Below are 24,259 nucleotides of genomic sequence, written 5' to 3'. Positions count from 1 at the left end.
TTTGATCCATCACTCGGTTTGATTTATCACTAGTCAATTTTGAGATGAGCGAGAGCTTGGTTCAATCTTTTTCATCTCGCAACCTATCATTGCGTAATTATTTACGGTGTACTTCACGTATTGGTTCTATGCAACTAGTAAATCAAGTATAAAGCACTATTGATAAATCACATTTTATTTCAACACATTTTGTTTGTTAAACTCAGTCATAATTATAAAAAATAGAGCAAAGTCATGTCATTAACCGTACTAGGTACACTTAAAAAAATGTCAACCTCTTTAGAGGGAACAGTAAGCTATCGATTACCCGTTGGTAACGAACTGGTTGAGCTTAACCCGCTCATTGGCAAAACAATCACATTAACCCATACAGGTAATATCTTTTGCAGCGCTTGTGGAAAGAAAACGAAGAAAAGTTATTCTCAAGGTCACTGTTATGTGTGCATGAGAAAACTCGCCAGTTGCGATATGTGTATTATGAAGCCGGAAACTTGTCATTATGAACAAGGAACTTGCCGCGAGCCTCAATGGGGCGAAGAGAACTGCATGGTCGACCATTTTGTTTACCTGTCAAACACATCGAGCATAAAAGTCGGCATTACACGTCATACTCAAATACCAACAAGATGGATTGATCAAGGTGCCACTCAAGGCTTACCTATTTTCAAAGTGAAGACCCGCTACATTTCAGGGTTGATTGAAATTGAGTTAGCTAAGCACATTGCGGATAAAACGAACTGGCGCACTCTCTTAAAAGAGGACGGTGAGGATTTACCACTGGAACAACGCTTTGCGGAACTGCTCCCTCTCGTACAACACAAAGTCGATGAAATTAAACAGCAGTTTGGCGATGATTCCATTGAGATTCTAAGCACAGACATTACACCAATAAGTTATCCAGTCACTCAGCACCCGACGAAAATTGTTTCGCATAATTTCGATAAAAACCCTGAGGTAACCGGAACACTTCAAGGGATAAAGGGTCAGTACCTCATTTTGGATACCGGCGTGATTAATATTCGTAAATTCACCTCTTATGAGGTTGAAGTCGAAGCGTAACAAATCAGGCCTCTCGTTAACGTACGCAGGGGCCCTATTTCAGCTATCGACCGTAGATATATTTATCGCCACTCATATCAGAAAATTATCATTTTTATCTTAGGCTAATCCAACTCTATTTGATGCTTTTGCATGACCACATCATTGGTTCTAACCTATTCCCTTTTATTCACTCTAGAGCACTTGTTTGTCCTTCCTTTGCCCCCATATCTTCCATACAATCATCCCAATTAGCATTCAAATATCAGTATTGGAGCCAGAATGAGCAACGTTAAACATTGTAATCTACTAATTCTTGGATCAGGCCCAGCAGGCTACACAGCAGCAGTCTATGCAGCTCGTGCAAATCTAAATCCTGTTTTAGTTACAGGCATGCAGCAAGGCGGCCAATTAACAACGACGACTGAAGTCGAAAACTGGCCCGGCGATCCTGAAGGATTAACAGGCCCAGCACTTATGGACCGCATGAAAGAACATGCCGAACGATTCGAAACCGAAATGATCTTCGATCACATCAACGACGTGGATTTAAGCCAACGTCCATTTCGCCTTAAAGGTGATAGCGCAGAGTACACTTGTGACGCTTTGATCATTTCAACAGGTGCATCAGCAAAATACCTTGGTCTAGAGTCAGAAGAAGCGTTTAAAGGCCGTGGTGTTTCAGCATGTGCAACGTGTGATGGATTCTTTTATCGAAACCAAAAAGTAGCGGTTGTTGGTGGCGGAAATACCGCGGTTGAAGAAGCTCTGTACCTGTCTAACATTGCTTCTGAGGTTCACCTTATTCACCGCCGTGACACTTTCCGTTCTGAGAAGATATTAGTGAAGCGCTTAATGGACAAAGTTGAAAACGGTAATATCGTTCTTCATACCGATCGTACGTTAGAAGAAGTGCTCGGTGATGATATGGGGGTGACAGGTGTACGCATCAAAGATACTCGTTCAGATTTGACAGAAGACCTTGAAGTTATGGGGGCTTTCATCGCGATTGGTCACCAACCAAATACAGCAATCTTCAAAGGTCAGCTTGAAATGAAAGATGATTACATCATCGTTAAATCGGGTCTAGATGGAAACGCAACCCAAACGAGTGTTGAAGGTGTATTTGCAGCAGGTGATGTTATGGATCATAACTACCGTCAAGCGATTACATCCGCAGGTACTGGTTGTATGGCAGCACTCGATGCTGAGCGTTATTTAGACGCTTTAGCTGATCAAGCTTAACGTTTAGTTTTAATTAAATATTAGTTTTAATATTTAGTTCAAATCCCTACAGCCCAAAGGTATTCCCTTTGGGCTTTCTTTTGTATAATGCCGCTATAAAATTCATAATAATTATCATTAAGTTTTCAAATGGATAAGAAAAAACAACGTAGCTTAAATATGTGGCTCAAACAGCAAAGTAAGCTTGCCAAACGCTGGCTTATGATAACTGTTGGCCTAGGCGTGCTTTCAAGTATTTTTTTATTGGCTCAAGCTGCACTTCTCGCCTCAATTTTAAGTCAGCTTATTATCGAACAAGTAGATAAAAGTGAACTCATTCCTTACTTTATAGCACTCGCTGCCACCATTGCAGTTCGTGCAGCTTGCTCATGGGGTAGAGAAATCGCAGGATTTCGCTGTGGTGAACAGATACGAATTTACATCCGCCAACTTATCCTAGACAAATTACGCGCACTAGGCCCAACGTATATTAAAGGTAAGCCAGCAGGCGCATGGGCGACATTATTACTTGAGCAAGTCGAAGATATGCAAGACTTCTTCTCTCGTTACCTACCTCAAATGTCACTGTCTGTTTTCGTGCCTTTTATCATTCTCATCGTTGTTTTCCCTATCAACTGGGCTGCCGGTGTTATCTTCCTGATCACAGCACCGCTAGTACCCTTATTTATGGCTATGGTTGGTATGAAAGCAGCCGACGCGAATAGAAAAAACTTTAAAGCCATGCAACGACTTTCTGGGCATTTCTATGACCGTTTGCAGGCGATGACAACCATTCGCCTGTTTGATCGCACTCAAGCTGAAGCTGATGTACTGAAAGGCGCATCCGAAGTATTTCGTGTTCGCACTATGGATGTACTTAAAGTTGCATTTTTATCATCGGCGGTTTTAGAGTTCTTCACTTCTCTCTCTATCGCCATTACCGCCGTCTACTTTGGGTTCAGTTTCATTGGTGAGCTTAATTTCGGACACTACGGTATCGGAGTCACTCTATTTGCTGGTTTATTTATCCTCATTCTCGCGCCTGAGTTTTATCAGCCTCTTCGTGATTTGGGCACTTATTACCACGCTAAGCAGCAGGCTGTTGGCGCAGCAGAAAGCATCGTTGAATTTTTGGAGACGGATGTCAGTCAGATTCAATCGGGCGATGTAGCCATTAACAATGATGACAGCATCTCTATTTCCGCAAATAACTTGGAAATATTCAGCCCAGATGGAACGAAACTTGTCGGCCCAATTTCATTTAACATAAACTCGTCGTCTAATACGGCACTTGTAGGCCCTAGTGGCGCAGGAAAAACAACCTTAGTAAACGCTATTTTGGGCTTTATGCCTTATCAGGGTAGTTTGAGTATTAATGGCATAGAGTTAAATCAAATAGATCATTCTAGTTGGCGTCAATCCATCAGTTGGGTAGGTCAAAACCCACTTTTGCTTCATGGAACCATTCGAGACAATATCACCTTGGGTAATGAATCAGTTACCGAGCAGGCCATCACTCAAGTACTGAAAGACTCTTACTCAGCAGAGTTTGTTGACCAACATGGATTAGACTATTTAGTTTCAGACCGTTCTGGTGGACTTTCTGTTGGGCAAGCTCAACGTATTGCACTTGCTCGCGCTATGTTACAACAAGGGCAATTTTGGCTGCTAGATGAGCCAACAGCAAGTTTGGATGCACGAAGTGAACAACTTGTAACACAAGGATTGAACAGCCAAACCAAGCACAAAACAACGTTAATGGTGACGCACCAATTAGATCCACTCAAAAATATGGATCAAATACTCGTCATGAGTGACGGCTTAATTGCCGAATCTGGAAGCTACGATGAGTTAGCATCAAAGAAAGGACTGTTCCATACCATGCTCTCTTCAAATCAAGCCTTTAACCAAGCAAATAAGGGGAATTTAGATGCGTGATTTACTCCCTTATCTAAAACTGTATAAAAAGCATTGGTTCGGCTTATCACTTGGAATGTTACTAGCATTTGCCACCCTATTCGCGTCAATTGGTTTGCTAACACTATCTGGCTGGTTTTTATCAGCAGCAGCTATTGCCGGTTTAACAGTAGCTCGCGAAACCTTTAACTATATGCTCCCCGGCGCTTTTGTCCGTGGATTTGCAATGGGCAGAACAGCAGGCCGATGGGGTGAGCGCGTTGTAAGCCATAATGCTACCTTTAAGCTTCTTACAGACCTACGTATTTTCTTCTTCAAGAAGTTAACCCCTCTTATTCCGGGAAAAATTTCAACGCTTCGAGATGGTGACTTACTCAATCGCTTAGTCGCCGATGTTGATGCGATGGATCACGTCTATTTACGCTTGATTAGCCCTGTTATTGTTAGCTTTTTTGGTATAGTAACTCTTACTCTGTTTTTGAGTTGGTTTGATTTAACCCTTGGGCTTACTCTAGGCTCCATATTGCTGATTCTTTTAGCTACTTGGCCTATTGTCTTCTACAAACTTGGCAAACGAAATGGACAGCAGCTTACTGAGAATAAGTCACAACTTCGTATATCAACGCTGGATTGGTTGGAAGGCTACAGTGAATTAACTCTGTTTGGCGCTGAAGAGAAATACCGTAACGCTATCTTGGATGCACAAAACAAATTAGTTTCAAATCAGTTTATTAATGCCCACTATTCGGGTTTAGCTCAGGCTCTCCTGATGCTTGCGAATGGTTGGACATTAGTGCTAATTATCTGGCTATCTGCCGACGGTGTAGGCGGTAATCCTCCGGATCCGATGATTGCCTTGATAGCTTTTGCAACAATGGCTAGCTTCGAACTACTCATGCCTATCGCCGGAGCATTCCAGCATTTAGGTCAAACTCTCACTTCTGCTAGACGACTCAATGAAGTCATCTTAGCGAAGCCGGACGTTGTCTTTAACCCACAAAAATCTGAGCGAACTGAGTCTTACTCGATTGAGTTTAACGATGTTACCTTTCAATACCCAGATAGCGAACAAACGGTATTAAAATCTATTGACTTGAGCGTTACGACTAATGAGCGAATTGCGATTGTTGGTCAAACAGGCTCTGGAAAATCAACCTTACTGCAATTACTCAATCGTTATTGGGATCCTAAACAAGGAAAAATATCGATAGGTGGTATCCCTCTTGTTGATTGGAACGAGAGTCAATTACGTGCCTCAATTTCAGTAGTCAGCCAACGTGTCGATATTCTTAACGGTACGCTAAGAGACAACCTTCTAATGGCGAAACCATCGGCAGATGATGACGCTTTATCAGAGTCACTGAACAAGGTTGGTTTAAGTAAACTGCTCGATGATCTAGGGCTAGACACATGGCTTGGAGACGGTGGACGCCATTTGTCCGGTGGTGAAAAACGTCGAATTGGTATTGCAAGAGCCATTCTTCATGACGCCCCTATCCTATTGCTAGACGAGCCAACCGAAGGATTAGATAAACATACAGAACGGCAGATCATGGCACTGTTTGAGTCACACTTCGTCAACAAGACGGTGCTATTCGTTACTCACCGTTTGGTCAATCTACATAAAATGGATAAGGTTTGTCTTATTGAACAAGGAGAGATTGTTGAGATGGGCAGCCATGAAGAGCTGTTGGGTCAGCAAGGTCGCTACTTCCAATTAACTCAAACTCTGTAACACTTCCAGCTATCAGTATGTGTAACCAGTAAGCGAATATCTAATCGATGTATCGCTTTCTGGTTATGCTTCGTATGTTAATTCAATTAACTTCGTACTGAATTAGCCACTACTCAAAATCATCAAAAAACTCCCATACCATCTTACCTACAGGACCTAAGGCTTTAGTCTTGAGCTTCGCTGTAAAAACGGGCACTTCCATCGCTTGCAACGAATCCAATTGGATCAGTTTGTTGTCCAAAACATCTTGTTTGGCTTCATGAAGAGGTAAACGCCCCCAACCTAGCCCACTGCGAATTAGCGACCTTTTAGTATTATGATCTGATACATACCACTGTAGACCGTCTTTGACTATGCCTGAATCCGGATTGGTTTTATAAGAAGATTTAACGACGATCTGAGGATACTGAGTAAGGTCTAGCTGAGTAATGTCGCTATTGCCTGCCAATGGAAATGAGCTTGAAATAAAAACAGGTAATTTACAATGATCAACACAGCGGTACTGTACTTTGTCATCCTTTTCTAACCCTGCATATACGCCTATATCAACGAGATCATCAAGCAACATCCTTTCGCCGGAAGCTGTCTCTATATTCAGATGAATAATCGTTTTCGGAAACTGCTGTTTTAAGGCCAACAACAGCATCGACACTTTTTCCATCGGAAATATTGCGCTAAAGCTCAGGCGTAATTCAGCCTCGACTTCACTATTCATTTGTTTAGCAAATAAATCGAACTCATTCGCTTCATTAAGAAGATGTTGAATTTTATTGAGTAATATTTTGCCATTACGAGTGAACTCTGGCCGGTAGGTATCGCGATTGAAGATCTCGACCTGATAATACTCTTCGACCTGTTTTACTGAATAAGACACGGCAGAACGCGCCTTGAAAAGACGTTCACTCGCTTTTCTAAAGCTACCTTCTTGGTGAATCACGCTTATAACGTGCAAATGTTCTAATGCAATCATGGACTAATAATATGACCATGTTCGTCGAAAAGCTATGCTTTTTTAGAATGAGCTTATTGCTTAAAGTGAACTTATCAAATCGCTTCTGTCCTGCTAACGATCAACACGGCAAAGCTCAGATATAAATAAATAATTAGCTCAGTAAGGGAATAGCAATGAACCAACAAGTCCTAAGAACACCGGATAGTGCTTTCAATAATCTCGCGGACTACCCATTTTCGCCGAATTATATAGATGTAGAAGGTATGCGAGTTCACTACCTCGACGAAGGAAGTCACAACACTAAAACCATCTTTCTCCTGCACGGACAACCGTCATGGAGCTATCTGTATCGCCATATGATCCCAGTGTTAACGAACGCTGGCTACCGTGTTATTGCCCCTGACTTAATCGGGTTTGGTAAATCGGATAAACCAACAAGCATCGATGCCCACACCTATGGCAATCACGTTCGTTGGATGAGCAGTTTTGTCCGACAAATAGGGATAAAAAACGCCGTCGCATTTATGCAAGATTGGGGAGGAATGATAGGCCTACGCACATTAGCTCAAGAGCCAGAATGGTTAGACCGACTTGTCGTTGCTAACACTGCCCTTGCTGAAATGAATGGTGTTGAGAAGTTCATGGTTCCCAAAGTGCTCAAATTGCTGGCTGCATTCGCTGGAAAGCCAAATCTCGAAACCTTTTCAAACAAAATTAATTACGGCAATTGGGCGGGCTACTTTAAGCACTCATCTCAACTCGAAGTAGGAAAAATCATTCAAACACTAACAACAAAAGATCTTAATCCAGAGGAAATACGAGCTTACGACTCCCCGTTTCCAAGCTCTAAATATTATGCGGGGCCAAGAAAGATGCCTCAGATTGTTGCTTCTGAATTAGATAGCGTCAATGAGGATTGGCAGAAATTAAAGCAGTGGGACAAACCTGTACTAACGCTTTTTAGCGACCAAGACCCATTTTTAGCCGATCGTGGTTATGACACAAAATTTCAAAATAACTTTTCAGGTGCGTACGGGCAACCGCATAAGACCATCAATAACGCATCACACTTTTTACAAGAAGATCAATCGCAACAATTAACGACAACCTTAATACATTGGTTAGAAAAAACTGAATATTAAACTAGGAGTAAGCATGAAAATTTTAGCTATCGGTTCAAATGGAACCATCGGAAAAGTAGTCGTTAATCAGTTACGAAAAGATAACGAAGTCCTAGCGGTAGGTCATACCCAAGGAGATTATACCGTTGACGTAGAGGATAGCCTTTCCATTCACTCTCTGTTTGAAAAAGTAGGAAAAGTAGACGCCATTGTTAGTATGGTAGGTAATGGTGAGATGGGTAATATCGAGGAAATGCCTGATTCAGGGTTCGAAATGGTTATGAACAATAAAATCATGGGACAAGTTAACCTTGTGCGGATTGGTTTAAATTACCTCAATGATAACGGCTCAATTACGCTCACGTCCGGTCAAGCATCAAACCATCCTATGCCAGGTACTGCTGCTATTGCCATGGGTGTTGCTGCCATCAACGCGTTTGTGGCAACAACAGCACTCGAACTAAAAGATGGTAAGCGAATTAATGCGGTAAGCCCGAGTATGGTTAAAGAAACCATGGCGTCGTGGGGAATTGATAGCAGTGCTGGTATAGCGGCATCTGATGTCGCCACGTATTACGATGCCAGCATTCATGGTTCGAAGAACGGGCAAGTATATAATGCGGTCGGTGGCTCATATGAATAACTCACAGCCCGCTTATCTTGTCGCATCTCTAATCCTGCCAGAAGGGCATGCATCATTAGCCGATTACACAAAAGCAGCAATGCCAATTTTTCAATCGTACGGAGCAAATGTATTGATTTCAGGCACTTCTGAGCAAGAGGTAGGGATTCTTGAAGGTAACTGGTCAACTCAAGATGCTAAGTTGTCACTTGTGCAATTTCCTTCGATGCTGCACTTAAAGGAGTGTATGAGTTCCCAAGAGTACTTAGCCATTAAGCACTTAAGGTCAGATGTGATTGATACAAACTTCTCTCTTGCTATAAGTTAAATGACGAAATCTAGTCGAAAAAAAAGCTGATAGGAAATCTATCAGCTTTTTTATTGTATTCATTATGCCCTAAAGCAATACTCGCTTAACGGCGAGTCTTGTTACGTGCGCCCGGCTCGCCTGCTGACTTCTTAGTCGGCTTTTTACTGCGTGATGGGTTGTTGCTACGACCTTTTGATGGCGTGCTAACACGTTCTTCATGACGCTTAACAGCGCGACGAATTTTTTGGCTGCGAGAACGTTCACGCTGACGTGATGTATTCTCTTTAGACTCATCAAGCATGGTGCTTTTTTCTGGGCTTAGCTCAACAAGCTCTCTAAGATAGTTAACATCTTTAAGTTCGAGCTCTTTCCAACCACCACGTGGCAGTTTCTTGTCTAAGTAGATATCACCGTAACGAACACGTTTTAGTCGGCTAACAGTTGTATCTTGAGATTCCCATAGACGACGAACTTCACGGTTACGACCTTCGTTTATCGCTACATAGAAAGTATGGTTCATACCTTCGCCACCAGCGTAAACAATATCTTCAAAACGAGCCATTCCATCTTCGAGCTTAACGCCACGAACAAGGTTTTTTACTTTATCTTCGTTTACTTCACCGAAAACACGAACTAAATATTCACGCTCAACTTGACGGCTTGGGTGCATCAAACGGTTCGCAAGCTCACCATCTGTGGTAAATAAAAGTAGACCAGAAGTGTTCGCATCAAGACGACCAACTGAAATCCAACGTGAGCCACGGATCTTAGGCAAGCGATCAAAAACAGTACGACGTCCTTCAGGATCACTACGAGTACATAACTCACCTTCAGGTTTGTAGTATGCAAGTACACGACAAACAACTTCTTCAGAAACCTTAGCTGCTACATTGTGACCATCAATACGAATAACGGCGCTTTCATCTTCTAGACGTTCGCCTAGTTTAGCGACCACACCGTTCACACTAACACGACCGGATTTAATTAAAGTTTCCAGTTCACGACGTGAGCCATGCCCTGCGCGTGCTAAAACCTTCTGTAGTTTTTCGCTCATTTATTTACCTAGTAATTGTCGTCTTCACAGACGTCGAATGAAATTTATTGCGACCCAAAATCGCGGCCGCGTAGTATCTCAAATTAACGTACAAAAAGCATCATTTTTTGATTATTCAAACGGAGAAGGATCGCCAGAGCCAACACGTGCTACCACGGCTTCGTCATCGCTAAAGTCGATCACTGTGGTCGGCTGTTCACCTAAATAACCACCATTTAATATACAATCAACCGCATGCTCCAATTGATCGCGAATATCTTCAGGATCAGATTCTGTATTTTCATTGCCCGGTAATATCAACGACGTCGACATTAATGGCTCACCTAATGCTTCCAGTAGGTCAAGAGCAATTTTATTATCAGGGATTCGAATACCGATAGTCTTACGCTTAGCGTTCATCAAGCGACGTGGTACCTCTTTAGTGCCTTTAAAGATAAAGGTATAAGGCCCAGGAGTATTCGTTTTCAGTAAACGAAACGCGGTATTATCGACTCGCGCGTATAAAGCAATCTCAGAAAGATCACGACATAGAAGCGTAAAGTTGTGTTTGCTATCCAATCGGCGGATTTGACAAATTCGCTCTAACGCTTGCTTGTTTTCAAGTTGACAACCTAGTGCGTAACCTGAATCTGTCGGGTAAATGACAACACCACCATTACGAATAATAGCTACGGCTTGAGTGATCAAGCGAGCCTGTGGATTGTCAGGGTGTACGTAAAAGAACTGGCTCATTGTAATTCCTCATTATCGAGTCTCTCGACTCTATATTATTATTGAAACTATATAGTTGGTTCTTCACCTTCGTTCACCGGTGGTGACGAGATAATAGTCCAATCCTTCCAAACGGGTTCAACGCCAGAAGGTAACCATAAATTTCTTCCAAGCTCAGTCCAAGCAGATGGGTAGTGAAAGTCACTGCCTTGAGAGGCTAATAGTTTGTATTGTATAGCATAATCAGCAAGGGTGCGTCTTTCTTGTTGAGCTTGTTGAGGTAGAGCTACTTCCATAGCGTCCCCACCCGCCTCACTAAAGGCCAAAATTAATCGCTTAATCCACTTCGCCGTTAAATTATAGCGTCCTGGATGAGCTAGCGTAGCAAGCCCTCCAGCGCTGTGTATGGCGTCAATAGCATCATTCATTGAACACCAAGTCGGCGGCACGTAACCTGGATTATTACGAGTTAAATACTTTTTGAATACTTGCTGCATGGTCTTGGCATAACCATTATCAACGAGCCACTTTGCAAAGTGAGCGCGTGTAATCGGCGCATCTCCCGCTATCTGCTGCACTTCTTCAAACACACCTTCTCGGGTCGCTTTTTGTAATCGATGCGCGATAAGCTTAGCTCGTTCGTGACGATGTAACTTCTGCTGTTCGATGAGTGCAAGTACCGATGCATTATTTGGATCGATATTGAGGCCGACGATATGAATGTCTTTGTTTTGCCATACCGTGGAAAATTCAATCCCACTAATAAGCTGAATGGGTAATTCATTCTGTTCAATGTGGTCTCTGGCAACATCAAGGCCATCAAGGGTATCGTGATCGGTAATCGCTAGGACTTTGACATCAAAGCTTACGGCTCTATCAACCAACTCTTGAGGGGTTAATCTGCCATCCGAAGCTGTCGTGTGACTGTGTAGATCAATTTTCATCTTTTTTATTCATTTTGTTTGACTTTCTTTCTTTGAACTAGTTAACTAGTACACAAATGCAAGCATCTCCAATAAGGCTCACTATGTTACAAGAATTAAACCAACCTAATAAAGATAAAGTTTCTGCTCTTTGCAGCGAACTTCGTTGGTGGCGTACTTGGACAAGTTCTAAGTGGGTACGCGTGTAACAAATCAAGCCAGATTATTTCACTAAGCCCGCTAAATTAGCGGGCTTTTTTATTTTGTCGACTAACTCACACTCAATTGACTAACAATTCAACAAATAAGCAATATTGTTCATTGGGAGTCTAGATACTTTATGCGAGTATGTACGGCAGGAAGATACAAAAAACTAGAAGGAAGTCTTGTGAACAAGACCATTGATATTAAAGAGCTAGGTAACATTGAGATCATCAATACTACCGTCCCTTACTCTCAAGACCCGACGCAACTTTTTCACACTATTTGTGAGAATAAACGCGACAGTTTATTACTAGAGTCTGCCGAAATTGACTCAAAACAGAATCTAAAGAGCCTGCTGCTTATTGATTCTGCGGTTCGGATTATCTGTTATGGCCACGAAGTTACATTCCAAGCTTTAACAGCGAACGGCCAAAGCCTCATTAAACATATTCATGCTAACGTAAAATCTGATATCGAATCTGAGTATAGCTCAGAAAAGTTGGTGCTCACATTTACTCAAGCTTGCGACACACTTGATGAAGACTCTCGCCTTCGCGAACCTTCTTCTTTTGATGCCCTACGTCTTGTCCAGCATAGCTACAAAAACAACCCAGATGAAAAGCTAGAGCTATTTTTGGCCGGCCTTTTTGCTTATGACCTAGTCGCAAATTTTGAGCCCCTAGGCGATGCTGAAAGCACGAACCAGTGCCCTGATTACGTTTTTTATGTTGCAGAAACCTTATTACGCTTTGACCATCAATTAGAAGAAGGTCACTTGCACGCTAGTAACTTTAGCCAAGACTCAAAAGTAAAAGACCAACTTGAACAGCGACTCACTGAAATCAAAGCACTGTGCGAACTACCTGCTGCGAACGTTCAAGCAAACAAACTCGCGAATGTTGATGTCGTTCCTAGCATCTCTGATGAGGTGTTCTGTCAGACAGTACGTGATTTAAAGCAATACGTGGTTAAAGGCGACGTTTTCCAAGTTGTACCTTCTCGTCGATTTACTCTTCCATGCCCTTCTCCACTTGCTGCTTATCAAGAACTCAAACAAAGTAACCCAAGTCCTTACATGTTCTACATGCAAGATGAACTATTTACTCTGTTTGGCGCCTCACCGGAAAGTGCACTGAAATACGAAACCGATACTAACCAAGTCGAAATTTACCCTATCGCGGGAACTCGACGTCGGGGTAAGCGCCCGAATGGTGAGATTGATTTCGATCTTGATAGCCGTATTGAACTAGAACTTCGAACGGACACAAAAGAGAACGCGGAACACATGATGCTCGTCGACTTAGCACGAAACGATGTTGCTCGAATATCTCAAGCAGGCACTCGCCACGTGGCTGACTTATTGAAAGTTGACCGCTATAGCCACGTTATGCACTTGGTCTCTCGCGTTGTTGGTCAACTGCGTGAAGACTTGGATGCTCTCCACGCGTACCAAGCGTGTATGAATATGGGAACACTCACGGGCGCACCTAAAATTCGTGCCATGCAACTGATTCGTGATGTCGAGAAAGCGCGTCGCGGAAGTTATGGGGGCGCAGTTGGTTACCTAACAGGTGAAGGCACGCTTGATACATGTATTGTTATCCGTTCAGCCTACGTTGAAAATGGTATTGCTCAAGTTCAAGCAGGCGCTGGTGTCGTTTTTGATTCAGACCCGCAAGCCGAAGCGGACGAGACTCGCGGAAAAGCTCAAGCTGTCATTTCAGCGATTCAAGCTGCGCATAAGGAATAATTGATATGACGACGACATCAGTAAACAACGCAAACATCGTATTTATCGATAACTTCGATTCATTCACTTATAACCTTGTTGACCAATTTCGTTCGCTTGGCTACCCAGTAACGGTTTATCGTAACAATATCGAAGCAAGTGCCATTGAAAACGCAATCGAGCAATTAACCAATCCTGTCGTACTGTTATCGCCTGGTCCGGGAGCACCATCAGAAGCAGGCTCAATGCCGGAACTGATTCAACGTTTAAAAGGTAAAGTGCCTATGATTGGTATTTGCCTTGGGCATCAAGCGATTGTTGAAGCTTACGGTGGTACCGTGGCAGGCGCAGGTGAAATCATTCATGGCAAAGTGTCGATGATGGCACACCAGAATCATGCGATTTATCAGAACTTACCTTCCCCTCTGGCCATTGCTCGTTATCACTCTTTGGTCGCGACTCATGTCTCTGAGCTACTAACGATAACAGCTGAAGTTGATGGGCTCGTTATGTCCGTTGTCAACGAACAAGATAAAGTTTGCGGGTTCCAATTCCACCCAGAATCAATCATGACCACTTATGGCGCGACACTTCTTAGCAATGCCATAGAGTGGGCTCTTGAGAATCAATCTAACCACGAAAAAACGGCTTAATAAGGAAGTTATCATGGAAAATATTATTAATAAGCTTTATGACCAGCACTCTCTTACCCAAGAAGAAAGTCAGCAACTGTTTGACGTTATTATTCGTGGTGAATTAGACCCTATTTTGATGACCGCAGCACTGACTGCGCTTAAAATCAAAGGTGAAACGCCTGAGGAAATCTCAGGTGCTGCGAAAGCACTGCTTGCCAACGCAAGTCCATTTCCTCGCCCAGATTATGATTTTGCCGATATCGTAGGTACGGGTGGTGATGGCCATGACACTATTAATATCTCTACTACTGCCGCCTTTGTCGCCGCAGCGTGTGGATTGAAAGTTGCAAAACACGGCAACCGTAGTGTTTCAAGCAAGTCAGGTTCTTCTGATCTGCTTGCCTCTTTTGGTATCGACCTTGCGATGAGCGCAGAAGATACTCGACAAGCAGTTGATGAACTGGGTGTAGCCTTTCTTTTCGCTCCTCAATATCACGGTGGTGTTCGCCACGCGATGCCTGTTCGTCAAACACTGAAAACGCGTACAATTTTCAATATTCTCGGCCCTCTGATCAACCCTGCTCGTCCGAACATAGAGCTGATGGGAGTATACAGCGAAGAGCTTGTTATGCCTATCGCTAAGACCATGTTGAAGATGGGCATGAAACGCGCGGCCGTTGTTCACGGTAGTGGGCTAGACGAAGTGGCGATCCACGGTACAACTACCGTAGCCGAAATTAAAGATGGTGAAATTACGCAATATACCTTGTCACCAGAAGACTTTGGTGTAACTAGCCACCCTCTAGAAGCCATTAAAGGCGGAGCTCCTGAAGAGAACCGCGCCATTATTACGAATATTTTGACAGGTAAAGGTACCGACGCTCAAGTAGGGGCAGTGGCTGTCAATGTAGCACTTCTAATGCGTCTATTTGGTCAGGAAGATTTGAAAGCAAATACACAAAAAGCCATCGAAGCGATGAATTCAGGAAAAGCTTTCGAGCTTGTTCAACAACTTGCGAGCAGAGGCTAATTCAATGACGCAACTTTCTGAACACGTATCGCTACAAGAAACGGAAATGGCTGAGGTGTTAGCCAAAATTGTCAAAGATAAATATTTGTGGGTCGAAGATCGTAAAGTATCGCAACCTCTTGGTGAATTTAAAGCTGCACTTAAGCAATCCGATCGTGACTTCTACAACGCACTCGAAAAAGGAAAGACCGCTTTTATTCTAGAGTGTAAGAAAGCGTCTCCTTCTAAAGGACTAATACGTGATGACTTTAACCTAGAGCAGATCGCTACCGTTTATAATCGCCATGCGAGCGCTATTTCTGTTCTGACCGATGAAAAGTACTTTCAAGGTAACTTTGAATTTTTGCCGAAGGTTCGCTCTATCGCGACGCAACCTATCTTGTGTAAAGACTTCATGGTTGATACGTATCAAGTATATCTAGCGCGTCACTACAGCGCAGATGCCATTCTTCTTATGCTTTCAGTACTAAACGATGAACAGTACAAAGAACTTGCGGACGTCGCTCACTCATTAGGGATGGGAGTTCTGACCGAGATTAGTAATGAAGAGGAATTAAACCGTGCCGTCGCATTGAACGCAAAGGTTATCGGCATTAACAATCGTAACCTGCGTGACTTGTCGACCGATCTTAACCGTACTAAAGAGCTTGCTCCACAAGTAAAAGCGAAAGCTCCAAATGCGATTATTATTTCAGAGTCCGGCATATACACTCATCAACAAGTAAAAGATCTTATTTCTTACGCTAAGGGATTTTTGATCGGTAGCTCGTTAATGGCAGAAGATGATATTGAGCTTGCAGCTCGTAGCGTCATCTTAGGCGAAAACAAGGTGTGTGGATTAACCCACTCTGATGATGCAGCGAAAGCGTACCAAGCTGGCGCTGTATTTGGCGGGCTTATCTTTGTCGAAAAGTCTAAACGATATGTTGATCTCGAAGCCGCTCGATTAACGATGAGTGGTGCACCGCTTAAATATGTCGGCGTATTTCAAAATAGTAACGTTGATTCAATTGTAGAAATCACTTCTCAATTAGGTCTTAAAGCGATACAACTTCATGGTAATGAGAATCAAAAGTTCGTAGATGAGCTAAAAGTTCGTCTTTCCGATTCAACTGAAATCTGGAAAGCTTACGGCGTCACTGACTCTATGCCGACACTATTGGAGCACAATATTGACCGCCACCTGTTAGATACCCAAATCGGTGAACAATCAGGTGGAACAGGAAAAGTATTTGACTGGGACATCATAAACCAGACACAACAAATTATGCTAGCGGGTGGGCTAAGTGCAGAAAATGCGCAGCAAGCGTCACTTCTTGGCTGCTTAGGCCTTGACCTAAACTCAGGCGTTGAATACCAAGCAGGTAAAAAAGATACCGATAAGTTGCAACAAGCGTTTGCAGCAATCAGAGATTATTAAGGATTATTATCATGGCAAAACTAGACGCCTATTTTGGTGAATACGGTGGACAATACGTTCCACAAATCTTAGTCCCAGCACTAGACCAACTTGAGCAAGCATTTATTGACGCTCAAGAAGACCCTGAGTTTCAAGCTGAGTTTATGACGCTACTGCAAGAATACGCAGGTCGTCCTACGGCGTTAACTTTGACTCGTAACTTGACCAAAGGCACGAAAACTAAGCTTTACCTTAAACGGGAAGACTTGCTTCATGGTGGCGCGCATAAAACCAACCAAGTTCTTGGTCAAGCACTGCTTGCTAAGCGTATGGGCAAGAAAGAGATCATTGCGGAAACTGGCGCGGGACAGCATGGCGTTGCGACGGCTCTTGCGTGTGCACTGCTTGATTTAAAATGTCGTGTTTATATGGGTGCAAAAGACGTTGAACGCCAAAGCCCTAATGTATTTCGCATGAAGCTAATGGGCGCGGAAGTTATTCCAGTTCATTCAGGTTCAGCAACGCTTAAAGACGCATGTAACGAAGCACTACGTGATTGGTCTGCAACGTATGAAGACGCTCACTACCTACTTGGTACTGCTGCTGGCCCTCACCCATTCCCAACCATTGTTCGTGAATTCCAACATATGATTGGCGAAGAGACTAAGCATCAAATTTTAGCTCGTGAAGGTCGCCTGCCTGACGCGGTTATCGCGTGTGTTGGTGGCGGTTCTAATGCTATTGGTATGTTCTCTGACTTTATCGAAGAGAAAGATGTTCGCCTGATTGGTGTAGAGCCAGCAGGTAAAGGAATTGATACTGACCAACACGGTGCGCCACTTAAGCACGGTAAAACGGGCATCTTCTTCGGCATGAAAGCGCCATTAATGCAAGATGAGCATGGACAAGTTGAAGAGTCATACTCTGTTTCAGCGGGTCTTGATTTCCCATCAGTAGGTCCACAACATGCTCACCTAAGTGCTATTGGCCGCGCGGAATACGACAACGTGACCGATGATGAAGCGTTGGATGCTTTCCAAATCTTAGCTCGTAAAGAAGGTATTATTCCTGCGCTTGAATCAGCTCATGCTCTTGCGCATGCACTCAAGATGGCACATAACGAACCAGAAAAAGAGCAGCTACTGGTTGTTAACTTATCAGGGCGTGGTGATAAAGACATTTTCACTGTCCACGATATTTTAGAAGAGAAAGGAGTCTTATAATGGATCGCTATCAAACACTATTCACTCGTCTAAGTGAGAAAAACCAAGGCGCTTTTGTCCCTTTCGTTACTGTTGGTGATCCTAACCCTGAGCAGTCACTTAAAATAATGGAGACATTGGTTGAAGCTGGCGCTGACGCTCTTGAGCTTGGTATCCCTTTCTCTGATCCACTCGCGGACGGCCCAACGATTCAAGGTGCAAACATTCGTGCCTTAGATTCAAAAGTAACGCCTGACATCTGTTTTGATCTTATCGCTAAAATTCGCGCTAAATACCCAGAGCTACCGATTGGCTTACTGATGTATGCAAATTTAGTCTATTCGCGTGGCATTGAAAATTTCTACCAACGCTGCGCTGAAGCAGGCATTGATTCTGTATTAATCGCAGACGTCCCTACTAATGAAAGTGCCGAATTTGTCGCTGCTGCTGAAAAACATGGTGTACATCCAATCTTCATCGCTCCACCAACGGCGAGCGATGAAACATTAGCATCAGTAGCTAAACTAGGCAGCGGGTATACCTACCTACTCTCGCGTTCAGGTGTAACAGGCGCAGAAACCAAGGCAAACATGCCCGTTAATGCACTATTAGATCGCCTTAACCAGTATGATGCTCCTCCTGCGCTTCTAGGCTTTGGTATTTCTGAACCTGAGCAAGTTAAGCAAGCCTTAGTCGCCGGTGCTGCGGGAGCCATCTCAGGTTCCGCTGTCGTTAAGATCATCGAATCAAACCTAGAAGCACCAACCCAGATGCTCTCAACACTTCATAAATTCGTTTCTACTATGAAACAAGCTACACAAATGTAGCTAAATGTTTAAAAATTAGATCTTTTAGTCTAAAAGACCTTCAGAGAAATTTTGAAGGTCTTTTTTTTAACATTTAACAATTCTCTTACTTCAAGCCTTATCAAAATACCATTCACACCCTCAATGGAATTCGAACAACAAATCACCAAAACAAATAGCAAACGTTTGCTAAAAATGACAAAAAACAAACAAAAGTCATAAAAACCTATTTAAGTACTCCAATTGCCCCCCTGCTCGGTTGCCAATAGCGATAGATACGTGTACAAAGCATGACGAAATATTTATCTAATAATTTAGTAACTATTAGTATGTAATATTAGGATTTTACATTTAAGCAGCACAGGAGTAACAAAAGTGTTAAAAGAAAAGAATTTACTAAGCAACATCGGCGTGCAAGTAGTCATCGCTATGATTCTTGGTACCGTCATCGGTGGCCTGATGGGCGAAAGTGCAACGATGTTTGCACCGATGGGCGCAATCTTCATCGCATTGATTAAAATGCTGGTGATCCCTTTAGTAGCGGTTGCCCTAATTTCAGGTGCAGCTGGTCTAGGTAGCAGTCAATCAGCAGGTAAAGTTGGTCTAACGACATTAGGTTACTTCGGCATTACTTCAGCACTTGCTGTAGCACTTGCTTTAGTAATGGGTGAAATCTTCAAGCCTGGTCTAGGTATTGATGTTTCTGCCGTTGAAGGCATGTTTGCAGTTGGTGACTTAGCAGACAAAGGTGAGCTTCCTACTTTCTGGGCAACCATTACTGGTATGATCCCAACGAACATTTTCAGCTCCCTGAACGAAGAAAACATCCTACAAATCCTAGTATTCTGCCTGTTCTTTGGTGTAGCACTTTCTCAGCAAGCTGCTGAAAAGCGCGACCCAATCATCAACGGTGTTAACACTATTGTTGGCGCAATGGTTTGGATGATCAATAAAGTAATGATCATCGCTCCGCTAGGTGTATTTGGTCTGATGGCTGAAGCGGTTGGTACGTTTGGTTTTGCTGCACTAATGATCGTATTCAAACTGTTCATGGTTTACATTGCTGCAATTCTAATCTTCGGCTTTGTTGCATACCCGCTGATGATCCAAATCTTTACTAAGACGTCTGCGAAGAAATTCCTAACAGCAATGAAGAAGCCACAGGCTGTCGCACTTTCTACGGCGTCTTCTATGGCAACGCTTCCTGTTACTATGGAAACTGTTGAAAAAGAGCTAGGTGTTCGTAACTCAACGGCATCATTTGTTCTGCCACTAGGCGCAACAATCAACATGTCTGGTAACGCGATTTACTACGGTTTGGTTGCTATCTTCTTTGCACAGCTATTTGGTATTGATTTAAGCATGGGCGCATACATTGCGATCATCTTAACCTCGACTCTTGGTGCTGTTGGTCAAGCAGGTGTTCCTGGTCCATCTTTCCTAGTGGTTGCAGTACTACTAGCGGCTGGTATTCCAATCGAAGGTCTACCACTACTGTTCGCTCTTGACCGTGTATTCGACATGATCCGTACAGCGCTAAACATCACTGGTGATGCAGCATGTGCCGTTATTGTTGACTCTCTAATTGAAGATGAAGCAGTTGAAGCTGAACTTCAAAAACAAGAAGCATAGAGCTTGTCCATTATTGATTCAATATCGTAATCAGTGGTGCTGTTAAATCATCACCTTGAATTACATGTTTCATTAAAGTGAAACTTAAAGGCCCTAAGATGTTAAATCTCAGGGCCTTTTGTTCTATAAATGCTGAGATCTATCGCACGCTTCACTTAATATGCATTCGATTACATTATTCTCTGTTGTTATGCTACTAGGCCACTAGTTAACTCTGCTAAACATAGGGACAAAGGATGGCCGCGATCGAACAATCAGACTGTAACCACCAACTCGATCTCGATATCACTAAAGAAAGCTGTTTTCGCGCCGCCCAAGCAATTGAAGCAACAGTATCAACAAGTTTTCTTGTCGATATATTGATGAATAGATTAAGTATTGCCTACTCTCTCGATCCATCTATCCAATCCCTTAGCATCGATTCATGCATTAAGACAAAAGCGTACTGTCAAGCGCTTCAAACCGATATTCCCACTTGGCCTGAAGAGTTCAATTCACTCGAAAAATTGGCGATACAATGCTTTGGTCATTGGCCTGCATTCTGGTGTGAATATGAAATATACAAGATAAAACAGCGCTATCCATCCGATAGTGCTTACAAGTCTAGTGCTCTACTTATCGATGAAAATCTATACCAATCTGAAATCGTTGAAGAGATAGCGACATCAAATAAGCTCTATTTATCACTTCACCATTTTGCACCAATGCCGCTAAATGATGCGATTGCCCTTATTAATCTATCCACACTGGTCTCAGTGAACAAGTGGTATGAAATTCTACCCAAATTAGACATATCACGTCAGGGAAGCCACTTTATCCTTACCTACCCGAATTCTAACGATCAAGATACACCAAGCACTATCGTTTCATCAGCTCGAATTCAAGGTTGGAAAGACGCACAACATTGGCTCTATTTCACATCGTTTTTCCGAAATCATTATTGGCAATTATGTTTGCCTAACAACCTGAATGAACGCTGTTTCGAACTGGGATTATTTGATGCCAAGTTCGATTATAACGGTAGCTGTAACCAACACTTTGAAGACAACTTCAGTTCCCATATCCAAGATAAAGAGCAAATATGTGAAGTGCTACGTTTAACAGTGAGCGGGACAACCACGCAAGGTGCATTCTTTCTCTTTCTTGCACAAAAACGAATTATGCCTTATCTAGCCGATAGAAACTTCAAACTCGCATACACAGTTATCGAACAACCGTGGATGATCCGGTTTTATGAAACATTAAAATACGGGGGCTATTTTCATAGTAGTTTTAGACATGTTGAAAACTCTATCAACAATACGTACAAAGGATTTTGGGTCATCCCTAGTTTGCGCTATGAGCTTGAAGATCTAGATTATCAATCTTATAAGCATCGCGTCATTGGTAGAATTAGAGAAGTGAAAGAGATTGACTATGTTTGACACACTCATTGCACCGCTGCTTTATCCAAAAGCGTTAACATTGATTGGTATCTCTTTTCTTATTTTGATCTGGGTCGGTTACTTTTTATATTCATTACGAAGTCGATCACGCTCGTTACAGGAGCCATCTAGTGGAAATAAAGCAAATACTTTTAGGTTCTATGTGTTCTATTCTATTGGGCTATTTTTTTGGATCATAAGTAATGCCTATTTTCATACCGACTTCTTAGTTATTTTTTCTGCTGAAGTCGCTGTTTTCATGGCAATACTCGCCAATATATCTGCATTTCTTGGATTTACATTCGCTTTCTTGTTCTCATGTCAGCTTCGCGCTGAGCTTTCAAAAACACCGACACCAAAGTTTCATTACGCGATATTAAGTCTGTTTGTCATTTATGCGATTACTGTAAACATCGTTCCAGATCTCACCGTCGTTGATGTTCATGTAAAAAGTGCGAGTGACTTTATAATAGTCTTTGGTCCGCACACTCAAGGCTTCTTTACCATTCTGATTTCCCTAATAGCACTCACGTTGATCAATTTGGTTTCGATAAGACACAGTGCTGATAAACTTGGTCAAGCTCGAATCAATTACATGATTCTGGGCATCGCAATTTTCATGATTTCAACAGCCGTTATACAGCTTGGTTTTACTTATCTACTCAATGATTTCTCGTTAACATGGTTACCACCTGCTTTATCAATCAGCGAAATGTTGATGGTCGGTTATGCGCTACTAACGCGTCGATTTTTTAGTGGGAAGTACATACTCTTTCTCACCCTAACATTGATTATCACTAGTGGGTTCTATACTGCACTTTACCTTTCTATCTGCCAATTTTTAACACCAGCTCAAGTAACCACAAATGTCATTATAGGTTGCATGTTTATTGGTGTTACATGGCGATACATGTTCAACAAGATTAAGCGTTATGTCAGTGTTGTACTCTATCAATCAGAACAAACACCACTTGATGAGATCAACTCTTTGGTTTCAGAGTTTCAGTCTTCTCCATCAATTGCCATGAATAAGCTGTCCCTATTACTGGGCGTGCCTAAATCCCAAATACAGCTAATCCAAACGAGTGAAGAAGATGAGCTATACACCAAACAGGTTCAGCTATTCGGGAATGCGCTTATTGTTGATGAAATTAAAGATCAAATTGATCGATCATCTAGCGATCAACCTGAAGAGCTCGCAAAGTTATACGCTAAAATGAGTAATACCGATGTCGCTATGGCACTGCCGCTATTTGATGATAGCCATGGCGTCTCACACTTTCTCATATCCACTCACAAAACAAGTGGCCGCTTATTCTCACAGGAAGAGGTCTTAGCGTTGCAACGCATGCTCAAAAAAGCGCAAGGCTATATCAACATGGAATGTAAAGTTAGACAGTCTCAAGCGTTAGCTAATACGATTGCGCATGAGATGAGAAACCCGCTCGCGCAGGTGTTACTGCATTTTGAAACATTACGCTCACACATTGACCGTCAATCTGCCGTCCATGAGCTAGAAATAGAGATAGATAAAGGTAAAAATGCTGTTGAACGCGGTAAGCAGCTTATTGATATCATACTAAGAGAAGTAAACAGTGCCTCATTAGACGATGAACCCTCGTCTTCATATTCAATTACCCAACTACTAAGAGGATCACTCGACCAGTACGGGTTCGAAGACACCTCGCAGAAACAACGAATTCGGCTAATCGCAACTGGTGACTTTTATGTCAAAGTTAACGATACCTTATTTAATTTTGTCATTTTCAACCTACTTCGTAATGCCATTTATTACTTTGATTCTTATCCTGATAGTCAAATTGACATTTCCATATTGCAAAGTGACAATCAAAATCACGTCATAGTCCGAGATACCGGACCTGGTATACCAGAAAAAATACAAGCTCATATTTTTAATGACTTTTTCTCTCATAATAAAAGTGGTGGTAGCGGCCTCGGGCTAGGATACTGTCAGCGAGTAATGACCTCTTTTGGTGGGACTATTAACTGCGAATCAGAATTGGGGAAATTCACTGAATTTCGATTAAGCTTTCCTGTTATCGCTGTACCGCAACCCGTGGAAAAAAGCTTTAAAAATAAAACAGATAATAGGTTTATTCCTACCGCTTTTGATAATCAACAGCTAAACCATAAGCATATCTTGGTTGTCGATGATAAAGAGGTGCAACGAGCACTTGTGACGCTTTACCTTGAACATTTGGATCTAGGGCTGAATATTATTCAAGCTAATAATGGAAAAACCGCGATTGATATTTTTAGAACAAACCCTATCGATCTGGTTATTATGGATATCCAAATGCCCGTGATGAATGGGTTTGACGCCTCAATTGAACTGAAGCGGATATCCCCTACAACCCCTATCATTGCTCTCTCTGGCGAGTCTGGAGCCAAAGAGCTTTCTATGATCTCAGAATTAATGGATGACCATTTAAGTAAGCCAACAGGCCAAGATGCCCTAGAAGAAAAAGTAATAAAATGGCTTAGTAGAAATCGAGAAGTTCAAGCGACTCATTAGTTGGCATTTAATATGCTTTGTATTCTATTACGTTGCGGTGGCATTTTCTTGGCTA

21 protein-coding genes and 1 other annotated feature are annotated in these 24,259 nt (G+C 42.5%); of the genes, 17 read left to right on the top strand and 4 right to left on the bottom strand.

Annotated elements, in window-relative coordinates:
• Positions 1-234 precede the first annotated feature (234 nt).
• The 4 genes from L4D20_RS11065 to cydC all read left to right on the top strand — a co-directional run bounded on the left by L4D20_RS11065 (position 235) and on the right by cydC (position 5,914).
• Positions 235-1,059 (top strand): DUF2797 domain-containing protein, encoded by an 825-nt coding sequence (locus L4D20_RS11065; protein WP_428801626.1) that lies wholly within the window; start codon positions 235-237, stop codon positions 1,057-1,059.
• A gap of 261 nt (positions 1,060-1,320) precedes the next feature.
• On the top strand, positions 1,321-2,283 hold the full coding sequence (gene trxB, locus L4D20_RS11060) for a thioredoxin-disulfide reductase (protein ID WP_428801625.1): 963 nt from the start codon (positions 1,321-1,323) through the stop codon (positions 2,281-2,283).
• Between the two features lie 129 nt (positions 2,284-2,412).
• Entirely contained in the window at positions 2,413-4,200 is a 1,788-nt protein-coding gene (gene cydD / locus L4D20_RS11055) for a heme ABC transporter permease/ATP-binding protein CydD (RefSeq protein WP_428801624.1), read from the top strand.
• Entirely contained in the window at positions 4,193-5,914 is a 1,722-nt protein-coding gene (gene cydC / locus L4D20_RS11050) for a heme ABC transporter ATP-binding protein/permease CydC (RefSeq protein ID WP_428801623.1), read from the top strand. Before cydD ends, cydC begins: the two co-directional genes overlap by 8 nt.
• Before the next feature lie 109 nt (positions 5,915-6,023).
• Here cydC and L4D20_RS11045 read toward each other — a convergent pair whose 3' ends face one another.
• A complete protein-coding gene (locus L4D20_RS11045; protein ID WP_428801622.1) occupies positions 6,024-6,884 on the bottom strand; it encodes a LysR family transcriptional regulator in 861 nt (286 codons plus the stop codon).
• Between the two features lie 155 nt (positions 6,885-7,039).
• Between L4D20_RS11045 and L4D20_RS11040 the strand changes: the two genes are divergently transcribed.
• The 3 genes from L4D20_RS11040 to L4D20_RS11030 are packed head-to-tail and all read left to right on the top strand — an operon-like array spanning position 7,040 to position 8,937.
• Positions 7,040-8,008, top strand: a complete 969-nt coding sequence (locus tag L4D20_RS11040; protein WP_428801621.1) for a haloalkane dehalogenase — start codon at positions 7,040-7,042, stop codon at positions 8,006-8,008.
• A gap of 13 nt (positions 8,009-8,021) precedes the next feature.
• On the top strand, positions 8,022-8,630 hold the full coding sequence (locus L4D20_RS11035; RefSeq protein ID WP_428801620.1) for a short chain dehydrogenase: 609 nt from the start codon (positions 8,022-8,024) through the stop codon (positions 8,628-8,630).
• Positions 8,623-8,937 (top strand): DUF1330 domain-containing protein, encoded by a 315-nt coding sequence (locus L4D20_RS11030; RefSeq protein WP_428801619.1) that lies wholly within the window; start codon positions 8,623-8,625, stop codon positions 8,935-8,937. Before L4D20_RS11035 ends, L4D20_RS11030 begins: the two co-directional genes overlap by 8 nt.
• 85 nt (positions 8,938-9,022) lie before the next feature.
• On the opposite strand, the gene rluB is transcribed toward L4D20_RS11030, so the two are convergent.
• The 3 genes from rluB to rnm all read right to left on the bottom strand — a co-directional run bounded on the left by rluB (position 9,023) and on the right by rnm (position 11,628).
• On the bottom strand, positions 9,023-9,973 hold the full coding sequence (gene rluB, locus L4D20_RS11025) for a 23S rRNA pseudouridine(2605) synthase RluB (protein WP_428801618.1): 951 nt from the start codon (positions 9,971-9,973) through the stop codon (positions 9,023-9,025).
• A gap of 111 nt (positions 9,974-10,084) precedes the next feature.
• On the bottom strand, positions 10,085-10,705 hold the full coding sequence (locus tag L4D20_RS11020; protein WP_428801617.1) for an L-threonylcarbamoyladenylate synthase: 621 nt from the start codon (positions 10,703-10,705) through the stop codon (positions 10,085-10,087).
• Between the two features lie 47 nt (positions 10,706-10,752).
• Complete coding sequence (gene rnm, locus L4D20_RS11015; protein ID WP_428801616.1) at positions 10,753-11,628, bottom strand: RNase RNM; 876 nt, start codon at positions 11,626-11,628, stop codon at positions 10,753-10,755.
• A 56-nt stretch (positions 11,629-11,684) separates the two neighbouring features.
• On the opposite strand from rnm, the gene trpL2 reads away from it, so the two are divergent.
• From trpL2 to L4D20_RS10965, 10 genes are all read left to right on the top strand, one after another.
• Positions 11,685-11,816 (top strand): tryptophan operon leader peptide, encoded by a 132-nt coding sequence (gene trpL2, locus L4D20_RS11010; RefSeq protein ID WP_428801615.1) that lies wholly within the window; start codon positions 11,685-11,687, stop codon positions 11,814-11,816.
• Positions 11,769-11,869 (top strand) — a sequence feature (Trp leader region). It overlaps the preceding gene by 48 nt.
• A gap of 126 nt (positions 11,870-11,995) precedes the next feature.
• The gene (locus L4D20_RS11005) at positions 11,996-13,561 is read left to right on the top strand and encodes an anthranilate synthase component 1 (protein ID WP_428801614.1); all 1,566 of its coding nucleotides are present in this window, start codon (positions 11,996-11,998) and stop codon (positions 13,559-13,561) included.
• 5 nt (positions 13,562-13,566) lie between these two features.
• Positions 13,567-14,193: an aminodeoxychorismate/anthranilate synthase component II gene (locus L4D20_RS11000; RefSeq protein ID WP_428801613.1), complete on the top strand. Its 627-nt coding sequence runs from the start codon at positions 13,567-13,569 to the stop codon at positions 14,191-14,193.
• Positions 14,194-14,206: 13 nt separating this feature from the next.
• The gene (gene trpD / locus L4D20_RS10995; protein ID WP_428801612.1) at positions 14,207-15,205 is read left to right on the top strand and encodes an anthranilate phosphoribosyltransferase; all 999 of its coding nucleotides are present in this window, start codon (positions 14,207-14,209) and stop codon (positions 15,203-15,205) included.
• 4 nt (positions 15,206-15,209) lie between these two features.
• Entirely contained in the window at positions 15,210-16,625 is a 1,416-nt protein-coding gene (trpCF, locus tag L4D20_RS10990) for a bifunctional indole-3-glycerol-phosphate synthase TrpC/phosphoribosylanthranilate isomerase TrpF (RefSeq protein WP_428801611.1), read from the top strand.
• Between the two features lie 11 nt (positions 16,626-16,636).
• On the top strand, positions 16,637-17,827 hold the full coding sequence (gene trpB, locus L4D20_RS10985) for a tryptophan synthase subunit beta (RefSeq protein ID WP_428801610.1): 1,191 nt from the start codon (positions 16,637-16,639) through the stop codon (positions 17,825-17,827).
• Positions 17,827-18,633, top strand: coding sequence for a tryptophan synthase subunit alpha (gene trpA, locus L4D20_RS10980; RefSeq protein WP_428801609.1), 807 nt, complete (start codon positions 17,827-17,829; stop codon positions 18,631-18,633). The genes trpB and trpA overlap by 1 nt, the downstream gene beginning before the upstream one ends.
• Positions 18,634-18,954: 321 nt before the next feature.
• Positions 18,955-20,244 (top strand): dicarboxylate/amino acid:cation symporter, encoded by a 1,290-nt coding sequence (locus tag L4D20_RS10975; protein WP_428801743.1) that lies wholly within the window; start codon positions 18,955-18,957, stop codon positions 20,242-20,244.
• Positions 20,245-20,480: 236 nt separating this feature from the next.
• A complete protein-coding gene (locus L4D20_RS10970) occupies positions 20,481-21,668 on the top strand; it encodes an acyl-homoserine-lactone synthase (protein WP_428801608.1) in 1,188 nt (395 codons plus the stop codon).
• Complete coding sequence (locus L4D20_RS10965; RefSeq protein WP_428801607.1) at positions 21,661-24,204, top strand: hybrid sensor histidine kinase/response regulator; 2,544 nt, start codon at positions 21,661-21,663, stop codon at positions 24,202-24,204. The genes L4D20_RS10970 and L4D20_RS10965 overlap by 8 nt, the downstream gene beginning before the upstream one ends.
• Positions 24,205-24,259 lie beyond the last annotated feature (55 nt).

This window comes from Vibrio kyushuensis (genome assembly GCF_050337325.1).
In the GTDB taxonomy this organism is placed as follows: domain Bacteria; phylum Pseudomonadota; class Gammaproteobacteria; order Enterobacterales; family Vibrionaceae; genus Vibrio; species Vibrio kyushuensis.
This window is presented reverse-complemented; position numbering and strand designations above follow the sequence as displayed.